Genomic DNA, 15080 nt, shown 5'->3' with positions numbered 1-15080 from the left:
CACTCGGCGGCAACAGGGAATCAGGCGCGATTACAGCGCTGCGTTTAGGAGGGGTCATAATGCGCCGCATTGCGCCGTCGAACACTGCCGTTCGTCATATTGTTCGTTTTTTACATAGCGCGTCGGCGACGACGTTGTGCGTAGCCTTGGCCGGAGTCGCGCAGGCGCAGGCCGGTCCGGACCCCCAACAGGCTGCTGCACCCGCCGCCAATCAGACGTCGCCGACCGGCGCGAAAACCGGGCAGGGCACCGCCGGGTCGGCCAGCCCCGCGACTGCAACGGCCGATCCGTCCGCGACCGATACGCAGAGCACCGCCGCCGCCGATACCAGTGATGCGCCAGGCGAGATCGTCGTCACCGGGATCCGCCAGAGCCTTGCCAACGCGCAGAACATCAAGCGCAATTCCGATACCGTGGTCGACGCGATCACCGCGACCGATATCGGCGCCTTGCCCGATCGGTCGGTAACCGAAGCCTTGCAGCGCGTACCCGGCGTGTCGATCAGCCGCTTCGCCGGCGCCAACGACCCCGACCATTTCTCGGTCGAAGGGTCTGGAGTCGTGATCCGCGGTCTCAACTTCGTTCGGTCGGAGTTCAACGGCCGCGACGCCTTCGCCGCGGGGATCGGCGGGCAGGCGCTCAACTTCAGCGATGTCCCGGCCGAACTGCTGGGGTCGGTGGAAGTCTACAAGAACGTCACCGCCGCGTCGATCGAGGGCGGGCTCGCCGGAACGGTCAATCTGAACACGCGCAAGCCGTTCGACAATAACGGCTTTCATATCGGCGCCGATGCCGAAGCGAATTACGGCGACTTCGCCAAGAAGTGGACGCCGACCGGGTCGCTGCTCGTCAGCAACACCTGGGATACGCCGATCGGTAAATTCGGACTCCTCGGCGACGTGTCCTATTCGCGAATCCGCAGCCGTGCGGATGGCGTCCAGATCACCAATTTCCAGGCCCGCGACAACAGCCAGGTACCGTATCAGAACGGCAACGGCGTGCTCGTCTGTCGCAACCCGCTGCCCAGCAGCACCGACACCACCACGCTGCCCGCCGCCGGCGCCGCGTGCAACGCCGCCTCGACCGCCGGGGCGGACGGCTTCGCGGATCTGTCGACGGGGCAATATTCGCCGCTCGGTGGCCAGTATCGGACGCAGACCTTCGATCGCAAGCGCGACGGCGTCGCCTTGGCCGCGCAGTTCGAGTCGACCGATCGCTCCTTCCTGCTGACCGGTCAATATCTTCGCTCGCACACGACGAACTCGACCAGCGAACATACGTTCGAAGCGGCTCCGGATCTGTCCGAATACAGCACCTTCCCCAACGGCTGTCAGCAGAACAGCAACGGTCCGCTCTACAACAACAACGGTACGACGCGGGCGGAATGCCCGGTCGGCGGGTTCACGAACTATACCTACGATGCGAACGGGCTGTTTAAGAGCGGCTATATCACGACGCCGGGCACCGGTTTTCGCACCAACCGCAGCGGCGCGCCATCGACCACGTCGATCCCGACCGGCGGCGCGCCGATCTCCCTGTCGCGCGGCCAGACCTATGAGCGGAACCTCATCAACGATTACGGCCTGAATGCGGAAATTCACCCGACCGAACGGCTGACGATCGCGCTGGACGCGGACTACACCCGCTCCGAGCACGACACGTTCAGCCTGAACATCTTCGGCGAGACGTTCGCGGATCAGGAACTGGATCTGTCGGGGAGCGTGCCGAACGTCATCTCGCACAAGCCGAGCACGTTGTCGGCGGCATGGGCGACGCCGGCGAACGCCGTCCTCGCCGGCCAGACCGACAGTCAGTATTTCGCCGATCCGAGCACGACGTTCTGGCGCGCCGCGATGGATCATGCCGAGCACAGCGTCGGCAAGGAGTTCCAGTTCAAGGGCGATGCGACGTACGACTTCGCCGATGGCGGCTTCTTCACCAAGGCGCGGTTCGGTGCGCGCTATGCCGACCGCGATCAGACGGTCAAGTATTCGACGTATAACTGGGGCATGGTCAGCGAAGTCTGGGCGGGGTATCCGGTGACGGTGAACCAGTTCGGCGGCGACCGGGCGGACTATTACACGTTCCCGAACTTCTTCCGCGGCGCGACGAATTCCCCGCCGGGCGCGTATTACTACAATGGCGACATGATCAAGGACTATAACGGCGCCGTTGATTTCATCAAACAAGTCGAGTCCACCGCGCAGACGCAGAACGGCAACACCCAACAGCAGTGGCGGCCGCTCGCCGAGCGCCCAGGTGTCGTGGCCGGGACGAATTATCTGCCGAGCGAGATCCAGCGTGTCCATCAGCGCGACTTCTCCGCCTATGCGATGGTGTCGTTCAAGACCGAGTCCGATGGCAACGGGCTGAACTTCAGCGGCAACGTCGGTGCGCGCTATGTGCGGACCGGGCTGGACTCGTTCGGCACGAGCACGATTCCGAACCAGGCGACGTTGAACATCACCAACCCCTATGACACACGCTGCGCCGTTTCCGCGGTGCCGGCGGGTGCACCTCCCGGTACGAACCCAACGCGTCCTGGGGGTGTCTGCAATCTAGGGGCAACCGGCTATGCCCAGCTGCAGCAATTTGCCGGTGTGGATACGGCCAATCTCTTCAACCAGGCCAAGAACAACTACAATTACATCCTACCGAGCGTGAACCTGAAGCTTGGCATCACGCCTAAGCTGCTGGCTCGCCTGTCGGGATCGAAAGTACTGACCCGCCCGGATTCCGCGCTGATCCGCAACTACCAGCAGATCTCGATCGACGGGAACGGCAACTTCCTGAGCACGGTGGGCAACCCGTATTTGAAGCCCGCGACGGCGTATCAGTTCGATCTCACCGCGGAATGGTATTTTTCGAAGGTCGGCTCGCTGACGATCGACGCCTTCTACAAGGACGTGAAGAACTTCTTCTATCAGTCGGTCGTCAACCTGCCGCTGCAGAACAACGGGATCACCTTCCCGCTGCTCACCCGCGGTCCCGCCAACTACAACGGGCACGGCAAGATCAAGGGTGTCGAGGTCGCGTATCAGCAGACCTTCGATTTCCTGCCGGGTGTTCTGAGCGGTCTTGGCTTCACCGGGAACTATTCGTTCATCCAGAGCTCCGGGCTACCCAACTCGTTCCTCAACGGGGGCACGCCAGTCGGCAACGTCGCGCCGCAGACCAAGACCGGCAGCCTGCCGCTCGAGGGTCTGTCCAAGCACAACGTCAACGCGACGATGTTCTACGAGAAGGGGCCGGTCTCGGTTCGTGCCGCGTATAACTGGCGGTCGAAATACCTGCTGACGGCGGCCGACGTGATCTTCCCGTATACGTCGATCTTCCAGGCCGCGGCCGGGCAGCTCGACGCCTCCGCCTTCCTCAACGTCAACAAGTACATCAAGGTCGGCGTGCAGGGCGTGAACCTGACCAACTCGGTGACCAAGACGCTGCAGGCGTATAGCGGCGACCCGAGCGCGCTCGCACCGCGGTCCTACTTCGTCAACGACCGTCGCTTCTCGTTCATCCTGCGCGGCAATTTCTAAAGTCCCCCGGGGGGAGGGCGATCCAACGCTCGCTTTCCCCCAACGCGCGCTTTCCCGCCAACGGCGTGTCGGCGGGATGAGTCGCCTGCACGAACTACGACGTGTGGGATAGCGGCTGCACCCGGCAATGGCGCCGATCCGGTTATGGCGGGCCTTGTTCCCAAATGGGCACGACACCGCGGCCCAGGCGGGGCAACGTTCCGATCGGGTTTGGATCGTCTGTTCGCATGGCACGCGACGACAGCGCGAGCTTGTCGACCATTTTCGCAGCTAAGGCGATCAGCGATCAGCGATCAGCGAGCGTCGGCGAGGTGGCGTGCCGGCCGGTCGGAGGTCGTGTCTGCGGGACGGACTGAAACGATCTTCGGGACGCACCCGCTCATCAGCTGCTCGGCGACGAGCGGCCAGCCCGTGATCCCCCAGTCGACCGGGGACTCTTCCCGAACGATCTGATCATGCCCGAGATCATCGTCGAGGACGAGGTCCAGCAGCGGCAATTGGGTGCGTTCGCGTGCACAAAAGAAGACCCGGACCTTTGGCCGTGACGTTCGGCGGTCATTGGGCATGGTGACGGCCAGCCGGTTGGAGCTGAGATACACGAGCAGACCGGGCGGGTAGACGCCGATCGTCTTCATGAAACCCAGAAGCAGTTCGCGATCGAAATTTCCGTCCCAGTCGTACATGCGGCCGATCGCCTCCTCGGCTTTCCAGGCGGCCTTGTAGCTGCGGTTGGAGGTCAAGGCGTCGTAGACATCGCAGATTGCAGCGATGCGGGCGGCCCGGCTGATCTGACCGTCCTTGAGGCCAAATGGATACCCCGAACCGTCGAGCCGTTCGTGGTGGTGACGGCACACGTCCAGGACGACGTCCGACGCACCGGCATGCCGGCTGAGCAGCCGATAGCCTTGCTCCGGATGAGTGCGGACGAGCGCGAACTCCGCGTCGGTCAGCGGACCCGGCTTCTGCAGGATCTTGTTGGGGACGACAATCTTGCCGATGTCGTGCACCATGCCGGCAACACCATAGTCGAAGACCTCGCTCTCCGGCATGTCGAGATGACGCGCAAAGCTCGTCATCAACGCGCTCACCGCGAGCGAATGCACATACGTGTATTCGTCCAGCTTCTTCAGTCTCGTGACGGCGATGAGCGCGTAGGGATTGCGCGCCACGGACGCCATCACCTCCGCCACCAGCGGCGCGAACGCAGTCAGCCGGACCTTCTCGCCGGCATGCGCTTCGGCGAACAGGCGCTTGATCTCACGCGCGGAATGTTTGACGAGCGCTACGGCGCGTTCCCGTTCCTCCGCGAAACCGTGCCGTCGTTGAACGGCGAGGAGCGGTGGAGACAGCAGTTCGTGCCCGGCGGCCGAGGCGTCGCCATCCTCGGCCGCAGCCGCGCTATCGAGCGCCAGGCCCCGTCCTTCGTCGATAACGACGCCGGTGACGGAGCTTTCGCGAATGCGTGCGAGATCTTTCGCGTCGGTCAGGTGAAAACGCGGAAGCCAGAAGGGATGGTCGAGCCAGGATCCTTCGAACCGGTGTACGAACATGCCAAGCGTTACCTGGTCGCGCCGAATGCGTCGCAACACGTCCTGTCTCCTTTCAAGCACTTCTGGGATACAGGCATGAAGGAAGCGTTATGCCGTTACCGTCGGCCTTGCGCGATTTACGTACAATCGCGTCGCTGGTCTGATTGAACGGGCGTATATTCCAGTATTGCGCCGAACCTGGTTCCGCGCGTTCGTGCAGACGGGCCCTCCGCCGCGCGTGCGAGTGCAGTGCTCGTTAGAAGGCACGATCGCGATCGTCGGCGAGGAATCCGTCGAGCCCCGTAACCGGCTGCCGCTCAGCGAGCAGTATCGCGCGGGTCAGAAGCGTTTCGCGTTTCCTCTTCCATCCCCGTGCAGGCGATCCGTCATTCGGTGTCCTCGAACGTGACCCCTGCCGTGAAGGCGAGTTGCAGCACCTGCGCCACGGTCCGGAGCTTGAGCTTCGTCATCATCTTGGCGCGGTGGATCTCGACGGTGCGGGGGCTGAGCGCGAGCCGGCTGGCGATGATCTTGTTCGGCCAACCGCCGATCAGGCCATTGAAGACCGAGCGTTCGCGGGGCGACAAGCTGTCGATCCGCGCGCGCGCAAGGCGGGTCGCGGCCCCAACGTCGTCCCGCTGCTGCGTGCGCTCGACCGCTGCGGCGAGCGCCCGCAGCAGTTGCCTGGCGTCGACCGGCGACTCGAGAACGTCGGTCGCGCCGGCTTTCATCAATTCGACGGCAAGATTGGTTTCGCAGGTATCGACGATAACGATCGGGACGACCGCGGACTGGCGTTCGACGATGTCCTTCAGGATCGCGAACTCGTCGACAGCAGGCCGGCTGACGTTGATCAACAGGATCGCTGCCAGCGCCGGGTCGTGATGCATCGCAAAGGTCTTGAGATCCGCGGCGATCGCCGAAAGGCCCTGGAGCGGCAACGCGACGGCATTGCCCGCGACATAGATCGGCAGCGCAGCGTCGGCGCCGAACGGGCTCAAGATCGGGGGTCCCAAGGGATCTCCCCCCTTGCTGCACGGTGCGGGCAAGACACAATCGATTGTGGCCGCGGCTACGGGAATGGCCGAACAGTCCGTGGTACCGTCGTCCGAACGATCGGTCAGGCGGACGGTAGCAGCAGTATTACGCATCGCCGGTTCCCCTTTGTGCCCGCATGTAACGGAAATCCGGCGTTTATGTCATCAGATCACTATAAGATATCTAATTTATGTTATTAACATAGGTTGTAAATAAATTCCTTACGCGCCGGTGCCGAAGCTTTTCACCAGCGATCCAGCGACTAGAGCCCAGCCGTCGACCAAGACAAAAAAGATGATCTTCATTGGTAGCGATATCGTTGGCGGTGGTAGCATCATCATGCCCATCGCCATCAATACTGCCGCAACGGCGAGGTCGATGACCAGAAACGGGATCAGCAGCAGAAAACCGATCTCGAACGCGCGGCGCAATTCCGAGATCATGAACGCCGGCATCAGCGTCGACAGGCCGGTGTCGGCCCGCGCGACCGGCGGCTTGTGCGCGAGTTCGGTGAACAACGCGAGATCCTGATCGCGGACCTGGGACAGCATGAAACGGCGGAACGGCTCGATGGTCCGGTCGAAGGCTTGGGTCTCCTGGATCTTGCCTGCGGTGTACGGCTGAACGCCGTCGTGCCACGCCTGTTCGAAGGTCGGCGCCATCACGAAGAACGACAGGAACAGCGACAGGCTGATGATGACCGGGTTGGGCGGCACGCCCTGCGCGCCGAGACCGGTGCGGAGCAGCGACAGCGCGACGACGATGCGCGTGAACGACGTGACGGTCATCAGGATGCCCGGTGCGAGACTCAGCACTGTGAGCATCAGGATGAGCTGGATCGCGCGCGCCGACAGACTGCCCTGGCCGAACGTCACCGATGCGCTCTGCGCCATCGCCGCGGTCGGTGCGAACAGCATCGCCGCGCCGAGGATGAGCGCCACTGCGCTGCGCTTACGCATTGAACCACGCCTCTTCGAGCGACGAGCACAGCACGGGACTGTGCGAGCCTTCCGCCTGTTCGAGATCGGCGATCGCCTGCGCCTCCTCGTCCGCGCGAACGATGCGCGTTTCGAGGATCGTGGCGCGGTCGGGGTGCAGGACGAACAGATGTTCGCGGTCGTCGCGGCGGACCAGGATGATCGACCGCTTGCCGTCGATCTGGATGCGTTCGACCAACTCGACGCGGCGGCCGAGCTTCACGCCGACCCGGCCGGGCAGCGCGATATCGTAGCGGCGGACCAGCCACAGCGCGGCCGCGAGCATGCCCAGCACGACGCCGAGACCGCCCATCGTCCGCAACAGCGCGGCGATATCCATCAACGATGCTCCCGCGGAATGACTTGGGTTACTTCGAGCGACATCTGGTCTTCGTCGACCAGCACGCGGCCCTTCGCGACCAGCTTGCCGTTGACATAGACCAGGGTCGGGTCGTCGTGACCGCAATCCAGCGCGATCATCGCGCCGCGCCCCATCGCCAGGATCTGGCGGATCGGCAGATTGGTCGATCCCAGGACGATCGACAGGTCGATGGTGATATCCTCGAGTACGGACATGAATGTTCCTTCCTTGAGGCCATCATAGGAAAGAATTGCCGGGTCCCGACCGGGGCCGGAACTTTTTGCCTATTAGAGGAAGGTGGGTGCCATCACGGTGCCCGACGGAGACAATCATGGACCTGACCGACGCGGTACAGGTGTCGGCATCCGGACTGCGCGCGCAGTCGTTGCGGATGCGCGTCATTGCCGAAAACCTCGCGAATGCGGACTCCGTATCGGCATCGCCCGGCGGCGATCCCTATCGGCGCCGGGTCGCGAGCTTCAGTGCCGACGTCGATCGCGCGAACGGCACCAACGGCGTCAAGATCCGCTCGGTCGACGCCGACAAGACCGCCTTCCAACGCGCGTACCAGCCGGGCAGTCCGGCCGCCGACGCCAAGGGCTACGTGTTGATGCCGAACGTCAATCCGCTGATCGAAGCGGCCGACATGAAGGCCGCGCAACGCGCCTACGAAGCCAATCTCAACGCCATCGAAGCGGCCAAGAGCCTGACGATGCGCACCATAGACCTTTTGAAGTAAGGACGAACAACGATGTCCATCGGAGCATTGGATGCGACCTCCGCCTATGGCCGGGCGCTTGGTATCGGCAAGGACTCGGGCGGGCTGCTCGGCAAGACCGGCGGCGTCGGCGCGAGCTCGGGCGCGGGCGGGTTCGGCGACATGGTCGAACACCTCGTCGGTGACGCGGCAGGCTCGATGCGCGCCGCCGAGTCCGCGAGCGCGAAGCAGGTCGCGGGCAAGGGCGACCTGATCGACGTCGTCACCGCGATGGGCGCGGCGGAAACCGCGCTCGACACCGTCGTCGCGGTGCGCGACCGCGTGGTCAGCGCCTATTCCGACATCATGCGGATGCAGATCTGACATGTCGCCGACCGACGTCATCGAAATCACGCGGTCCGCGCTCGTCGTCGTGCTGACGGTCTGCGGACCGTTGCTGCTGACCGCGCTCATCGTCGGCGTCGCGGTCAGCCTCATGCAGGCGCTGACCCAGGTGCAGGAGCAGACGCTGACCTTCGTCCCGAAACTGGTCGCGATGGGCGTCGTGCTGATGCTGACGCTGCCGATGATGGGGCATGCGATGGCGGATTTCACGCACCTCGTCGCCGACCGCATCATCCATGGCTGACACGCTCAACGGCATTCCGATCTGGGCGGTCGCGTTTCTCGTGCTGTTCGCGCGGGTCGGCGCGGTGCTGATGGTCCTGCCGGTCTTTTCGGAGGATGCGATCCCCGCCCGAATCCGGCTGATGATCGCGTTCGGAATGACCGCGGGGCTGTGGGGAATCCTGTCGCCGCACGTCCAGTCGGTGACGCAGAACATCGATGCGCTGCCCGGCGTGATCCTGTGCGAGTTGCTGACCGGCCTCGGCCTCGGCATGCTGGTGCGGATCATGTTCATGGCGATGGCGATCGCCGGGTCGATCGCCAGCCTTCAGGTCGGCCTGACCTCGGCGATCGTCGCCGACAGTTCGCAGGGCGGACAGGCCAGCATCCTGTCGAAATTCGTCGGCGTCGCCGCCGGCGTGATCTGCATGGCGCTGCTCGTCCATCATCTCTGGATCGCCGCGATCGTGCGGTCCTATGACGTCTTCCCGGTCGGCGGCGTGCCGGCGGCGGGCGATTTCGCCGCGCTTGCGGTCAAGACCGTCAGCCGGTCGATGGCGCTCGGCGTCAGCCTGGCCGCGCCGATGATCGTCTACGGGATCGTCTTCAACGTCGCGCTCGGCCTGTCGGCGCGGCTGGCCCCCGCGATCCAGATCTTCTTCGTCGCGCAACCGCTCAACCTGCTGTTCGGCCTAGCGCTGTTCTCGACGCTGCTCGGCGTGATGCTGACCGTGTTCGCGGCGTCGATGGGCAGCTGGATCCAGGCGGGCTGGGGCTGATCGTATGGCGGACAAGGACCAGAAGACGCATGACCCGACCGGCAAGCGGCTCGAGGATGCGCGCAAGAAGGGCGATCTGCCGAGCGCTCCCGAGATGCGGCATGCGGCGATCTTCGCGGCGATGCTGGCGGTCATGGGCGGCCTCGGTGTCCACGCGTTCTCGCGATTGGCGATGATGCTGGTGCGGCTGTGGGGACAGGCGGAGGATTATTCGCTCGCGCCGGACGGTGCGCAGAACATCGCCAGCGGGATCATCTTTCAGATCGGCGTGGTCTTCGCGCCGCTGTTCGGCGCGCTGGTCGCGTTCGCGATTCTCGGCGGCGTGATGCACGGGCGGCCGACGATCTCATGGTCGCGGGTCTCGCCCAAATGGAGCAAGCTCTCACCGGTCTCGGGCGCCAAAAAATTGTTCGGCAAGCAGGCGCTGGTCGAGTTCGCCAAGACGCTGGCGAAACTGTCGGTGATCGTCGGGGTCGCGGTGTGGGCGTTGTGGCCGCGCGCGAACGCGCTCGACAGCCTGGTCGGTGCGGATGCGGCGGATATCGGGACGACCGCCGCGGGGCTGGTCGTGATGCTGGTAAAGACGGTCGCGGTACCGGTCGGCGCGATCGCGCTGGCCGATCTGATCTGGCAGCGCCGCACCTGGTTCTCGAAGCTGAAGATGTCGCTTCAGGAGATCAAGGACGAACACAAGCAGAGCGAGGGCGACCCCAAGATCAAGGCAAAGATCCGCTCGATCGCGATCCAGCGCTCGCGGCGGCGGATGATGGCCGCAGTGCCGGGCGCCAGCGTGATCATCACCAATCCGACGCACTATGCGATCGCGCTGAAATACGACCACGGCCGGATGGGGGCGCCGGTGGTGGTGGCGAAGGGCGTCGATACGATCGCGCTCAAGATCCGCGAGATCGCGACGCAGGCGGGCGTGCCGATCGTCGAGAACCGCGTGCTGGCGCGCGCGCTGTACGCCAGCGTCGAGATCGACCGGCCGATCCCGACCGAACATTACGCGGCGGTCGCCGAGGTGATCGGCTACGTGATGCGGATCGCCAAGCGCCTGCGCTAGGCTGCGCGCGTTATGTCAGGCGTTGAGGTCGAGCTTGGCGAGTTCGACCCGGACGCGCACTTCGAGGTCGCGCGCGACCTTTGCGAATTCCGGCGTCACGGCGGCATCGTCGGGCACGACGAACGCCTCGACCCATGTGGCCAGCTCTTGTACGCGTTCGGGAGGCGCGGCACCGTGCGCGAGATCGTCGCGCAACCGCTCCAGCAACGTCAGGCCGCGATCGGCCTCCACCGCGATTTTCCGTCGACGTTCCGAGACCGGATCGACCGCGGCGAGCGCGACCATCATCTGGACCGAGGTCGCCGAGGTCGGGACCACTGGCGGGGGCGTCGATGGTGGTGCCTCGGCAGTTGCAGCCGCGGTGGCCGAGGCGACAGCGGCGGGCAGCGCGAAACCGTCGCGGGTGCGCGTGTCGGCGAGCATCGATTGGAGCAGCGGCGTGATGCCGTCGATCCGCATTATTCGTCCCTTCGGTCGGCGGGCGCCATTCCTATCCTATAAGAAATTTGATGTCCAACGTCTCGCGAAAGCCCCGGCCATGCGCCTCCGTCTTGTTTCTCTGATCTGCGCCGCCCTGGCTGCTGCGCTCGGCGTGGTGCCGGCGTCGGCGGGCACGCGCGTGAAGGACATCGTCGATGTCGAGAACGTGCGGTCGAACCAGCTCGTCGGCTACGGGCTGGTGGTCGGCCTTGCCGGCACCGGCGACCGGGTCCGCAACGCGCCGTTCACCGAGGAATCGCTGCAGGCGATGCTCGAGCGGATGGGCGTCAACGTCCGTGATTCCTCGATGAAGCCGGCCAACGTCGCGGCGGTATCGGTGATCGCGACGATGCCGCCGTTCGCGCGCAAGGGCTCGACGATCGACGTCCAGGTCGCCGCGCTCGGCGATGCCACCAATTTGCAGGGCGGCGTGCTGCTCGTATCGTCGCTGCGCGCGCTCGACGGCAAGATCTATGCGGTCGCGCAAGGGCCGGTCGCGGTGTCGGGGTTCAAGGCGCAAGGCGCCGGCGCCAGCGTCAGCCGCGGCGTCGCGACCTCCGCGCGGATCGCCGGCGGCGCGATCGTCGAGGAGGAGGTGCCCTATGCGCTGCGCTCCGCGACCAGCCTCAAGCTCGCGCTCAAGAACCCCGATTTCACGACCGCGCGGCATATCGCAGTGGCGATCAACGGCCGGTTCGCCGGGACCGCGAAGGTACTCGATCCCGGCACGGTCGAGATCGCGCCGGCGGCGTCGTTTACCGGCGACTCGGTCGACCTGTTGGGGGAGATCGAGAATCTGCCGATCGCGGTCGATCAGCCCGCGCGGATCGTCATCAACGAGGCGTCGGGCACGGTCGTGATGAGCGCCGACGTGCGGATCAGTCCGGTCGCGATCGCGCAAGGCGGGCTGACGATCAGCGTCAGTGAGACCCCGGTCGCATCGCAGCCCGCGCCATTCTCGAACGGGCAGACCGTTGTGTTGCCGCGAACCCGCGTGGCGGTCGACGATGGCGGCGGCGCGTCGCTGGCGATGGTCGGCGGTTCGGCGTCGCTGCAATCGCTGGTCAGCGGGCTCAACACGCTCGGCGTGTCGCCCCGCGACCTCATTACCATTCTCCAGGCGGTCAAGAGCGCGGGCGCGCTTCAGGCCGAGATCGAGGTCCAGTAATGCCCATCGATACGCCCATTGCCGCCATGCCGGCCGTAACGCCGGTCGCCATGCCGTCCGTCACGCCGAAAGCGCCGCCTTCTGCAGCGGCGAAGGGTACGGAGGCGAAGACCGCCAAGTCGTTCGAGGCGGTGTTCCTCGGCCAGATGACCCAGATGATGATGGAGACGGTCGAGACCGACGGTCCGTTCGGGGGGGGGCACGGCGAGGAAATGTTCCGCGGCGTGCTCGCCGAAAAGCTCGGCACCGCGATCGCGGCGAAGGGCGGCATCGGTCTGGCACCCGCCGTGATGGCGCAGATCATCAAATTACAGGGAGGAACGACGCGTGATTGAACTGGTCAAGAGCCTGACGTCGCTGGCGATGATCCTGGATGAGGAAAACGACCGGCTGACTCGCCCGGCCAATGCCAGCGACCTCCCCGAACTCGTCGCCGCGAAGATACGGCTGGCGGGCATCGTCGAGGCGGAATCGATCCGCCTCGCGCGCGAGCGGCCACGCTGGCTCGACGACCTGCCCGAGGAGGAGCAGGGCGAAATCCGGTCGTTGCTGGAGACGCTGGTCCGCCGGCTCGGCGTGAACGCGAACCTGCTCGAGCGGCGGATCGCCATGTGCGACGAGATCATGGGGGCGATCGCCGCCGAAGCACGGCGTCTGACCGGCGCGAAGAGCGCGGTGTACGGCGTCCGCGGCACGTTGCTGTCGAGCGAGCAGGCCACGCCGATCTCGATCAACGGCCATTTCTGACACACCGCGACGCCGTTCCGACACGTCACCGCGACAATGCCGCGCCGCTGCGACCGGGAGGTCCGGCGGCCCCCTATAGATAATGCGTACGGGGCGGGGGCCCTTCTGGAGATCCACATGAAATTTCTCGATAATATTAAGATACCGACGAAGATCGTCGCGTTGCTGCTGATGCTCGGCGCGATCACGATGTTCATTGCCTGGAATGGCTCCCGTCGGATCTTGATCGCCGACAACGCCAATACCGAAATGACCGAAAACATGGCGAATACCGTCCAGCTTGTTCGTGCGACCCGGATGGCCGTGCAGATGAGCAACGCGGCCTTCGCGACCGTCGTCTATGACGGCGCCAGCCCGGAAGCACGCGACGCCGCGCAGAGCGAGTTGTCCAACTACAACGCGGCGCGCGATCTGTTCGGCGCGGTCGAAAAGCAGGAGCCGGCGCTGAAAAGCCAGCTGGGCTCGTTTATCGCGCAGCTCGACCAGAGCCACGTGCTGACCTCGCGTGCTGCCGCGCTGGGATTGCAGAACCGTAACGCGGAAGCCACCGCCGTTATCGGTCAGGCTCGTCCTCTGATCGCCAAACTTTCCGCCGATCTCGTGGCGTTCAATGACGCGCGGATCGCGGCCGCCAACAAGTCTGCCGACGAACTGACGGTCGTCGCGAACTCGACGTCGACGACGATGATCGTGATGGGCATTATCGGCGTGGTCGCTGGCGTTGGGCTTGCACTGATCGTCACGCGCAGCGGTATCACCGGTCCGCTTGCCAAGCTGCAAAGCCGGATGGGCGAGATCGCCGCCGGCGACTATACGCAGGACGTGACGGGCACCGACCGCGGCGACGAGATCGGCGCGATGGCCAAGGCCGTGAAGGTGTTCCGCGAGAACGGCATCGCCAAGGATGCCGCTGACGCCGCCAAGGCACGCGCCGATGGCGAGCAGAAAATGGTCGTCGACACCGTGTCGACGCATCTGTCCGAACTGTCGGCGGGCGATCTGACCGCGGCGATCAAGGCCGACTTCCCGCCCGAATACGGCGCGCTGAAGAGCAACTTCAACGAGGCGCTCGACAATCTGCGCGGGCTGATCAGCTCGGTCAGCGAAAGCGCACTGACCATTCGCACCGGCTCGGGCGAAATCGCGCAGGCGTCGGAAGATCTCGCACGCCGCACGGAAAGCAACGCCGCTTCGCTCGAGGAAACCGCAGCCTCGGTCACGCAGATGGATGGCCGCCTGAAGGCGAGTGCTTCGGCATCGACGAAGACCGTCGAGCGCGCCGACCAGGCGATCGCCACCGTCGGTGGTGGTCGTGCGGTCGCCGACGAGGCGGTGCAGGCGATGGGGCGTGTTTCGGAGAGCGCGAAGGGCATCGACAGCGTGATCGAAGGGCTCGACAAGATCGCGTTCCAGACGCGCGTCCTGGCGATGAACGCCGCGGTCGAAGCGGGCCGTGCGGGAGACGCAGGGCGCGGTTTCGCGGTGGTCGCCGATCTCGTCTCCGCGCTGGCGATGCGTGCCGAGGAAGAAGCGAAGCGTGCGCGCGACCAGCTGACCGTGACGCAGACCGANGACGCAGGGCGCGGTTTCGCGGTGGTCGCCGATCTCGTCTCCGCGCTGGCGATGCGTGCCGAGGAAGAAGCGAAGCGTGCGCGCGACCAGCTGACCGTGACGCAGACCGATATCGTCACTGCGGTCGAAGCGGTGCAGAAGGTCGATGGCGCGCTCGCCAACATTTCGGGCGATGTCGGCCAGGTCCACGAGCTGCTCGCGACGATGGCGGCGGACAATCAGGCGCAGTCGGCGGCGATCACGCAGATATCCGCGGCGATCGGCACGATGGACCAGTCGACGCAGCAGAACGCGGCGATGGTCGAGGAAACCTCGGCCGCCGCACGCAACCTGGCGAGCGAAGTCGGCAACCTTGCCGATCAGGCTAGCCGCTTCAACGTCGGCAATGGCGGTGGAAACAGCGGCGCACGCGCGAAGATCCAGCAGACGTTCGGCAAGGCACTGAGCCAGCCGAGCGCAGGCTATGCTTCGCCGGTCAAGCCGCTGCCGGCCGCGGCGATCCC

The 15080-nt window shown here is 65.0% G+C and carries 16 protein-coding genes and 1 pseudogene; 11 read left to right on the top strand and 6 right to left on the bottom strand.

Annotated elements, in window-relative coordinates; genetic code table 11:
* The first annotated feature begins 59 nt into the window (after positions 1–59).
* The gene (locus tag ASF09_RS15985) at positions 60–3536 is read left to right on the top strand and encodes a TonB-dependent receptor (RefSeq protein WP_060527126.1); all 3477 of its coding nucleotides are present in this window, start codon (positions 60–62) and stop codon (positions 3534–3536) included.
* 293 nt (positions 3537–3829) lie between these two features.
* Here ASF09_RS15985 and ASF09_RS15980 read toward each other — a convergent pair whose 3' ends face one another.
* From ASF09_RS15980 to ASF09_RS15960, 5 genes are all read right to left on the bottom strand, one after another.
* Positions 3830–5125: an HD-GYP domain-containing protein gene (locus ASF09_RS15980; protein ID WP_156359404.1), complete on the bottom strand. Its 1296-nt coding sequence runs from the start codon at positions 5123–5125 to the stop codon at positions 3830–3832.
* A gap of 326 nt (positions 5126–5451) precedes the next feature.
* A complete protein-coding gene (locus ASF09_RS15975; RefSeq protein ID WP_060527124.1) occupies positions 5452–6066 on the bottom strand; it encodes a response regulator transcription factor in 615 nt (204 codons plus the stop codon).
* A 258-nt stretch (positions 6067–6324) separates the two neighbouring features.
* Entirely contained in the window at positions 6325–7062 is a 738-nt protein-coding gene (gene fliP, locus ASF09_RS15970; RefSeq protein WP_060527123.1) for a flagellar type III secretion system pore protein FliP, read from the bottom strand.
* On the bottom strand, positions 7055–7420 hold the full coding sequence (locus ASF09_RS15965; protein WP_121905325.1) for a flagellar biosynthetic protein FliO: 366 nt from the start codon (positions 7418–7420) through the stop codon (positions 7055–7057). The genes fliP and ASF09_RS15965 overlap by 8 nt, the downstream gene beginning before the upstream one ends.
* Positions 7420–7656: a FliM/FliN family flagellar motor switch protein gene (locus ASF09_RS15960; protein ID WP_056055559.1), complete on the bottom strand. Its 237-nt coding sequence runs from the start codon at positions 7654–7656 to the stop codon at positions 7420–7422. Before ASF09_RS15960 ends, ASF09_RS15965 begins: the two co-directional genes overlap by 1 nt.
* Positions 7657–7772: 116 nt before the next feature.
* Between ASF09_RS15960 and flgC the strand changes: the two genes are divergently transcribed.
* The 5 genes from flgC to flhB are packed head-to-tail and all read left to right on the top strand — an operon-like array spanning position 7773 to position 10610.
* Positions 7773–8180 carry a flagellar basal body rod protein FlgC gene (gene flgC / locus ASF09_RS15955; RefSeq protein WP_060527122.1) on the top strand — a complete coding sequence of 136 codons (408 nt, stop codon included), beginning with the start codon at positions 7773–7775 and terminating at the stop codon, positions 8178–8180.
* A 12-nt stretch (positions 8181–8192) separates the two neighbouring features.
* Positions 8193–8522 carry a flagellar hook-basal body complex protein FliE gene (locus tag ASF09_RS15950; protein WP_060527121.1) on the top strand — a complete coding sequence of 110 codons (330 nt, stop codon included), beginning with the start codon at positions 8193–8195 and terminating at the stop codon, positions 8520–8522.
* A gap of 1 nt (position 8523) precedes the next feature.
* Positions 8524–8787 carry a flagellar biosynthesis protein FliQ gene (fliQ, locus tag ASF09_RS15945; RefSeq protein ID WP_056055568.1) on the top strand — a complete coding sequence of 88 codons (264 nt, stop codon included), beginning with the start codon at positions 8524–8526 and terminating at the stop codon, positions 8785–8787.
* On the top strand, positions 8780–9544 hold the full coding sequence (gene fliR / locus ASF09_RS15940) for a flagellar biosynthetic protein FliR (protein ID WP_056055571.1): 765 nt from the start codon (positions 8780–8782) through the stop codon (positions 9542–9544). The genes fliQ and fliR overlap by 8 nt, the downstream gene beginning before the upstream one ends.
* A gap of 4 nt (positions 9545–9548) precedes the next feature.
* Positions 9549–10610 carry a flagellar biosynthesis protein FlhB gene (gene flhB / locus ASF09_RS15935; RefSeq protein WP_060527120.1) on the top strand — a complete coding sequence of 354 codons (1062 nt, stop codon included), beginning with the start codon at positions 9549–9551 and terminating at the stop codon, positions 10608–10610.
* A 15-nt stretch (positions 10611–10625) separates the two neighbouring features.
* On the opposite strand, the gene ASF09_RS15930 is transcribed toward flhB, so the two are convergent.
* The gene (locus ASF09_RS15930; RefSeq protein ID WP_060527119.1) at positions 10626–11069 is read right to left on the bottom strand and encodes a flagellar assembly protein FliX; all 444 of its coding nucleotides are present in this window, start codon (positions 11067–11069) and stop codon (positions 10626–10628) included.
* Between the two features lie 79 nt (positions 11070–11148).
* Here ASF09_RS15930 and ASF09_RS15925 point away from each other — a divergent pair, with 79 nt between their 5' ends.
* The 5 genes and pseudogenes from ASF09_RS15925 to ASF09_RS20995 all read left to right on the top strand — a co-directional run.
* The gene (locus ASF09_RS15925) at positions 11149–12258 is read left to right on the top strand and encodes a flagellar basal body P-ring protein FlgI (RefSeq protein WP_056055584.1); all 1110 of its coding nucleotides are present in this window, start codon (positions 11149–11151) and stop codon (positions 12256–12258) included.
* Positions 12258–12593, top strand: coding sequence for a rod-binding protein (locus tag ASF09_RS15920; protein WP_060527118.1), 336 nt, complete (start codon positions 12258–12260; stop codon positions 12591–12593). Before ASF09_RS15925 ends, ASF09_RS15920 begins: the two co-directional genes overlap by 1 nt.
* On the top strand, positions 12586–13005 hold the full coding sequence (locus ASF09_RS15915) for a hypothetical protein (RefSeq protein ID WP_060527117.1): 420 nt from the start codon (positions 12586–12588) through the stop codon (positions 13003–13005). Before ASF09_RS15920 ends, ASF09_RS15915 begins: the two co-directional genes overlap by 8 nt.
* A 678-nt stretch (positions 13006–13683) precedes the next feature.
* Positions 13684–14576 (top strand): annotated as a pseudogene (locus ASF09_RS21230) (methyl-accepting chemotaxis protein); the annotation flags it as partial.
* Position 14577: 1 nt separating this feature from the next.
* Positions 14578–15080: methyl-accepting chemotaxis protein (locus ASF09_RS20995; protein ID WP_235529854.1), on the top strand; the 503-nt coding region annotated here is incomplete at both ends.

Source organism: Sphingomonas sp. Leaf242, from assembly GCF_001422045.1.
Lineage (GTDB): Bacteria > Pseudomonadota > Alphaproteobacteria > Sphingomonadales > Sphingomonadaceae > Sphingomonas.
Note: the sequence above shows the minus strand (reverse complement) of the source record. Positions and strands in the feature narration are given on the sequence as shown.

Excerpts from the sequence above, each read along its gene's own strand:
- ASF09_RS15920 (WP_060527118.1), top strand. The coding sequence starts at position 12,258 with ATGCCCATCGATACGCCCATTGCCGCCATGCCGGCCGTAACGCCGGTC.
- ASF09_RS15985 (WP_060527126.1), top strand. The coding sequence starts at position 60 with ATGCGCCGCATTGCGCCGTCGAACACTGCCGTTCGTCATATTGTTCGT.
- fliR (WP_056055571.1), top strand. The coding sequence starts at position 8,780 with ATGGCTGACACGCTCAACGGCATTCCGATCTGGGCGGTCGCGTTTCTC.
- flhB (WP_060527120.1), top strand. The coding sequence starts at position 9,549 with ATGGCGGACAAGGACCAGAAGACGCATGACCCGACCGGCAAGCGGCTC.
- ASF09_RS15960 (WP_056055559.1), bottom strand. The coding sequence starts at position 7,656 with ATGTCCGTACTCGAGGATATCACCATCGACCTGTCGATCGTCCTGGGA.
- fliQ (WP_056055568.1), top strand. The coding sequence starts at position 8,524 with ATGTCGCCGACCGACGTCATCGAAATCACGCGGTCCGCGCTCGTCGTC.
- flgC (WP_060527122.1), top strand. The coding sequence starts at position 7,773 with ATGGACCTGACCGACGCGGTACAGGTGTCGGCATCCGGACTGCGCGCG.
- ASF09_RS15965 (WP_121905325.1), bottom strand. The coding sequence starts at position 7,420 with ATGGATATCGCCGCGCTGTTGCGGACGATGGGCGGTCTCGGCGTCGTG.
- ASF09_RS15950 (WP_060527121.1), top strand. The coding sequence starts at position 8,193 with ATGTCCATCGGAGCATTGGATGCGACCTCCGCCTATGGCCGGGCGCTT.
- ASF09_RS15925 (WP_056055584.1), top strand. The coding sequence starts at position 11,149 with ATGCGCCTCCGTCTTGTTTCTCTGATCTGCGCCGCCCTGGCTGCTGCG.
- ASF09_RS15930 (WP_060527119.1), bottom strand. The coding sequence starts at position 11,069 with ATGCGGATCGACGGCATCACGCCGCTGCTCCAATCGATGCTCGCCGAC.
- fliP (WP_060527123.1), bottom strand. The coding sequence starts at position 7,062 with ATGCGTAAGCGCAGCGCAGTGGCGCTCATCCTCGGCGCGGCGATGCTG.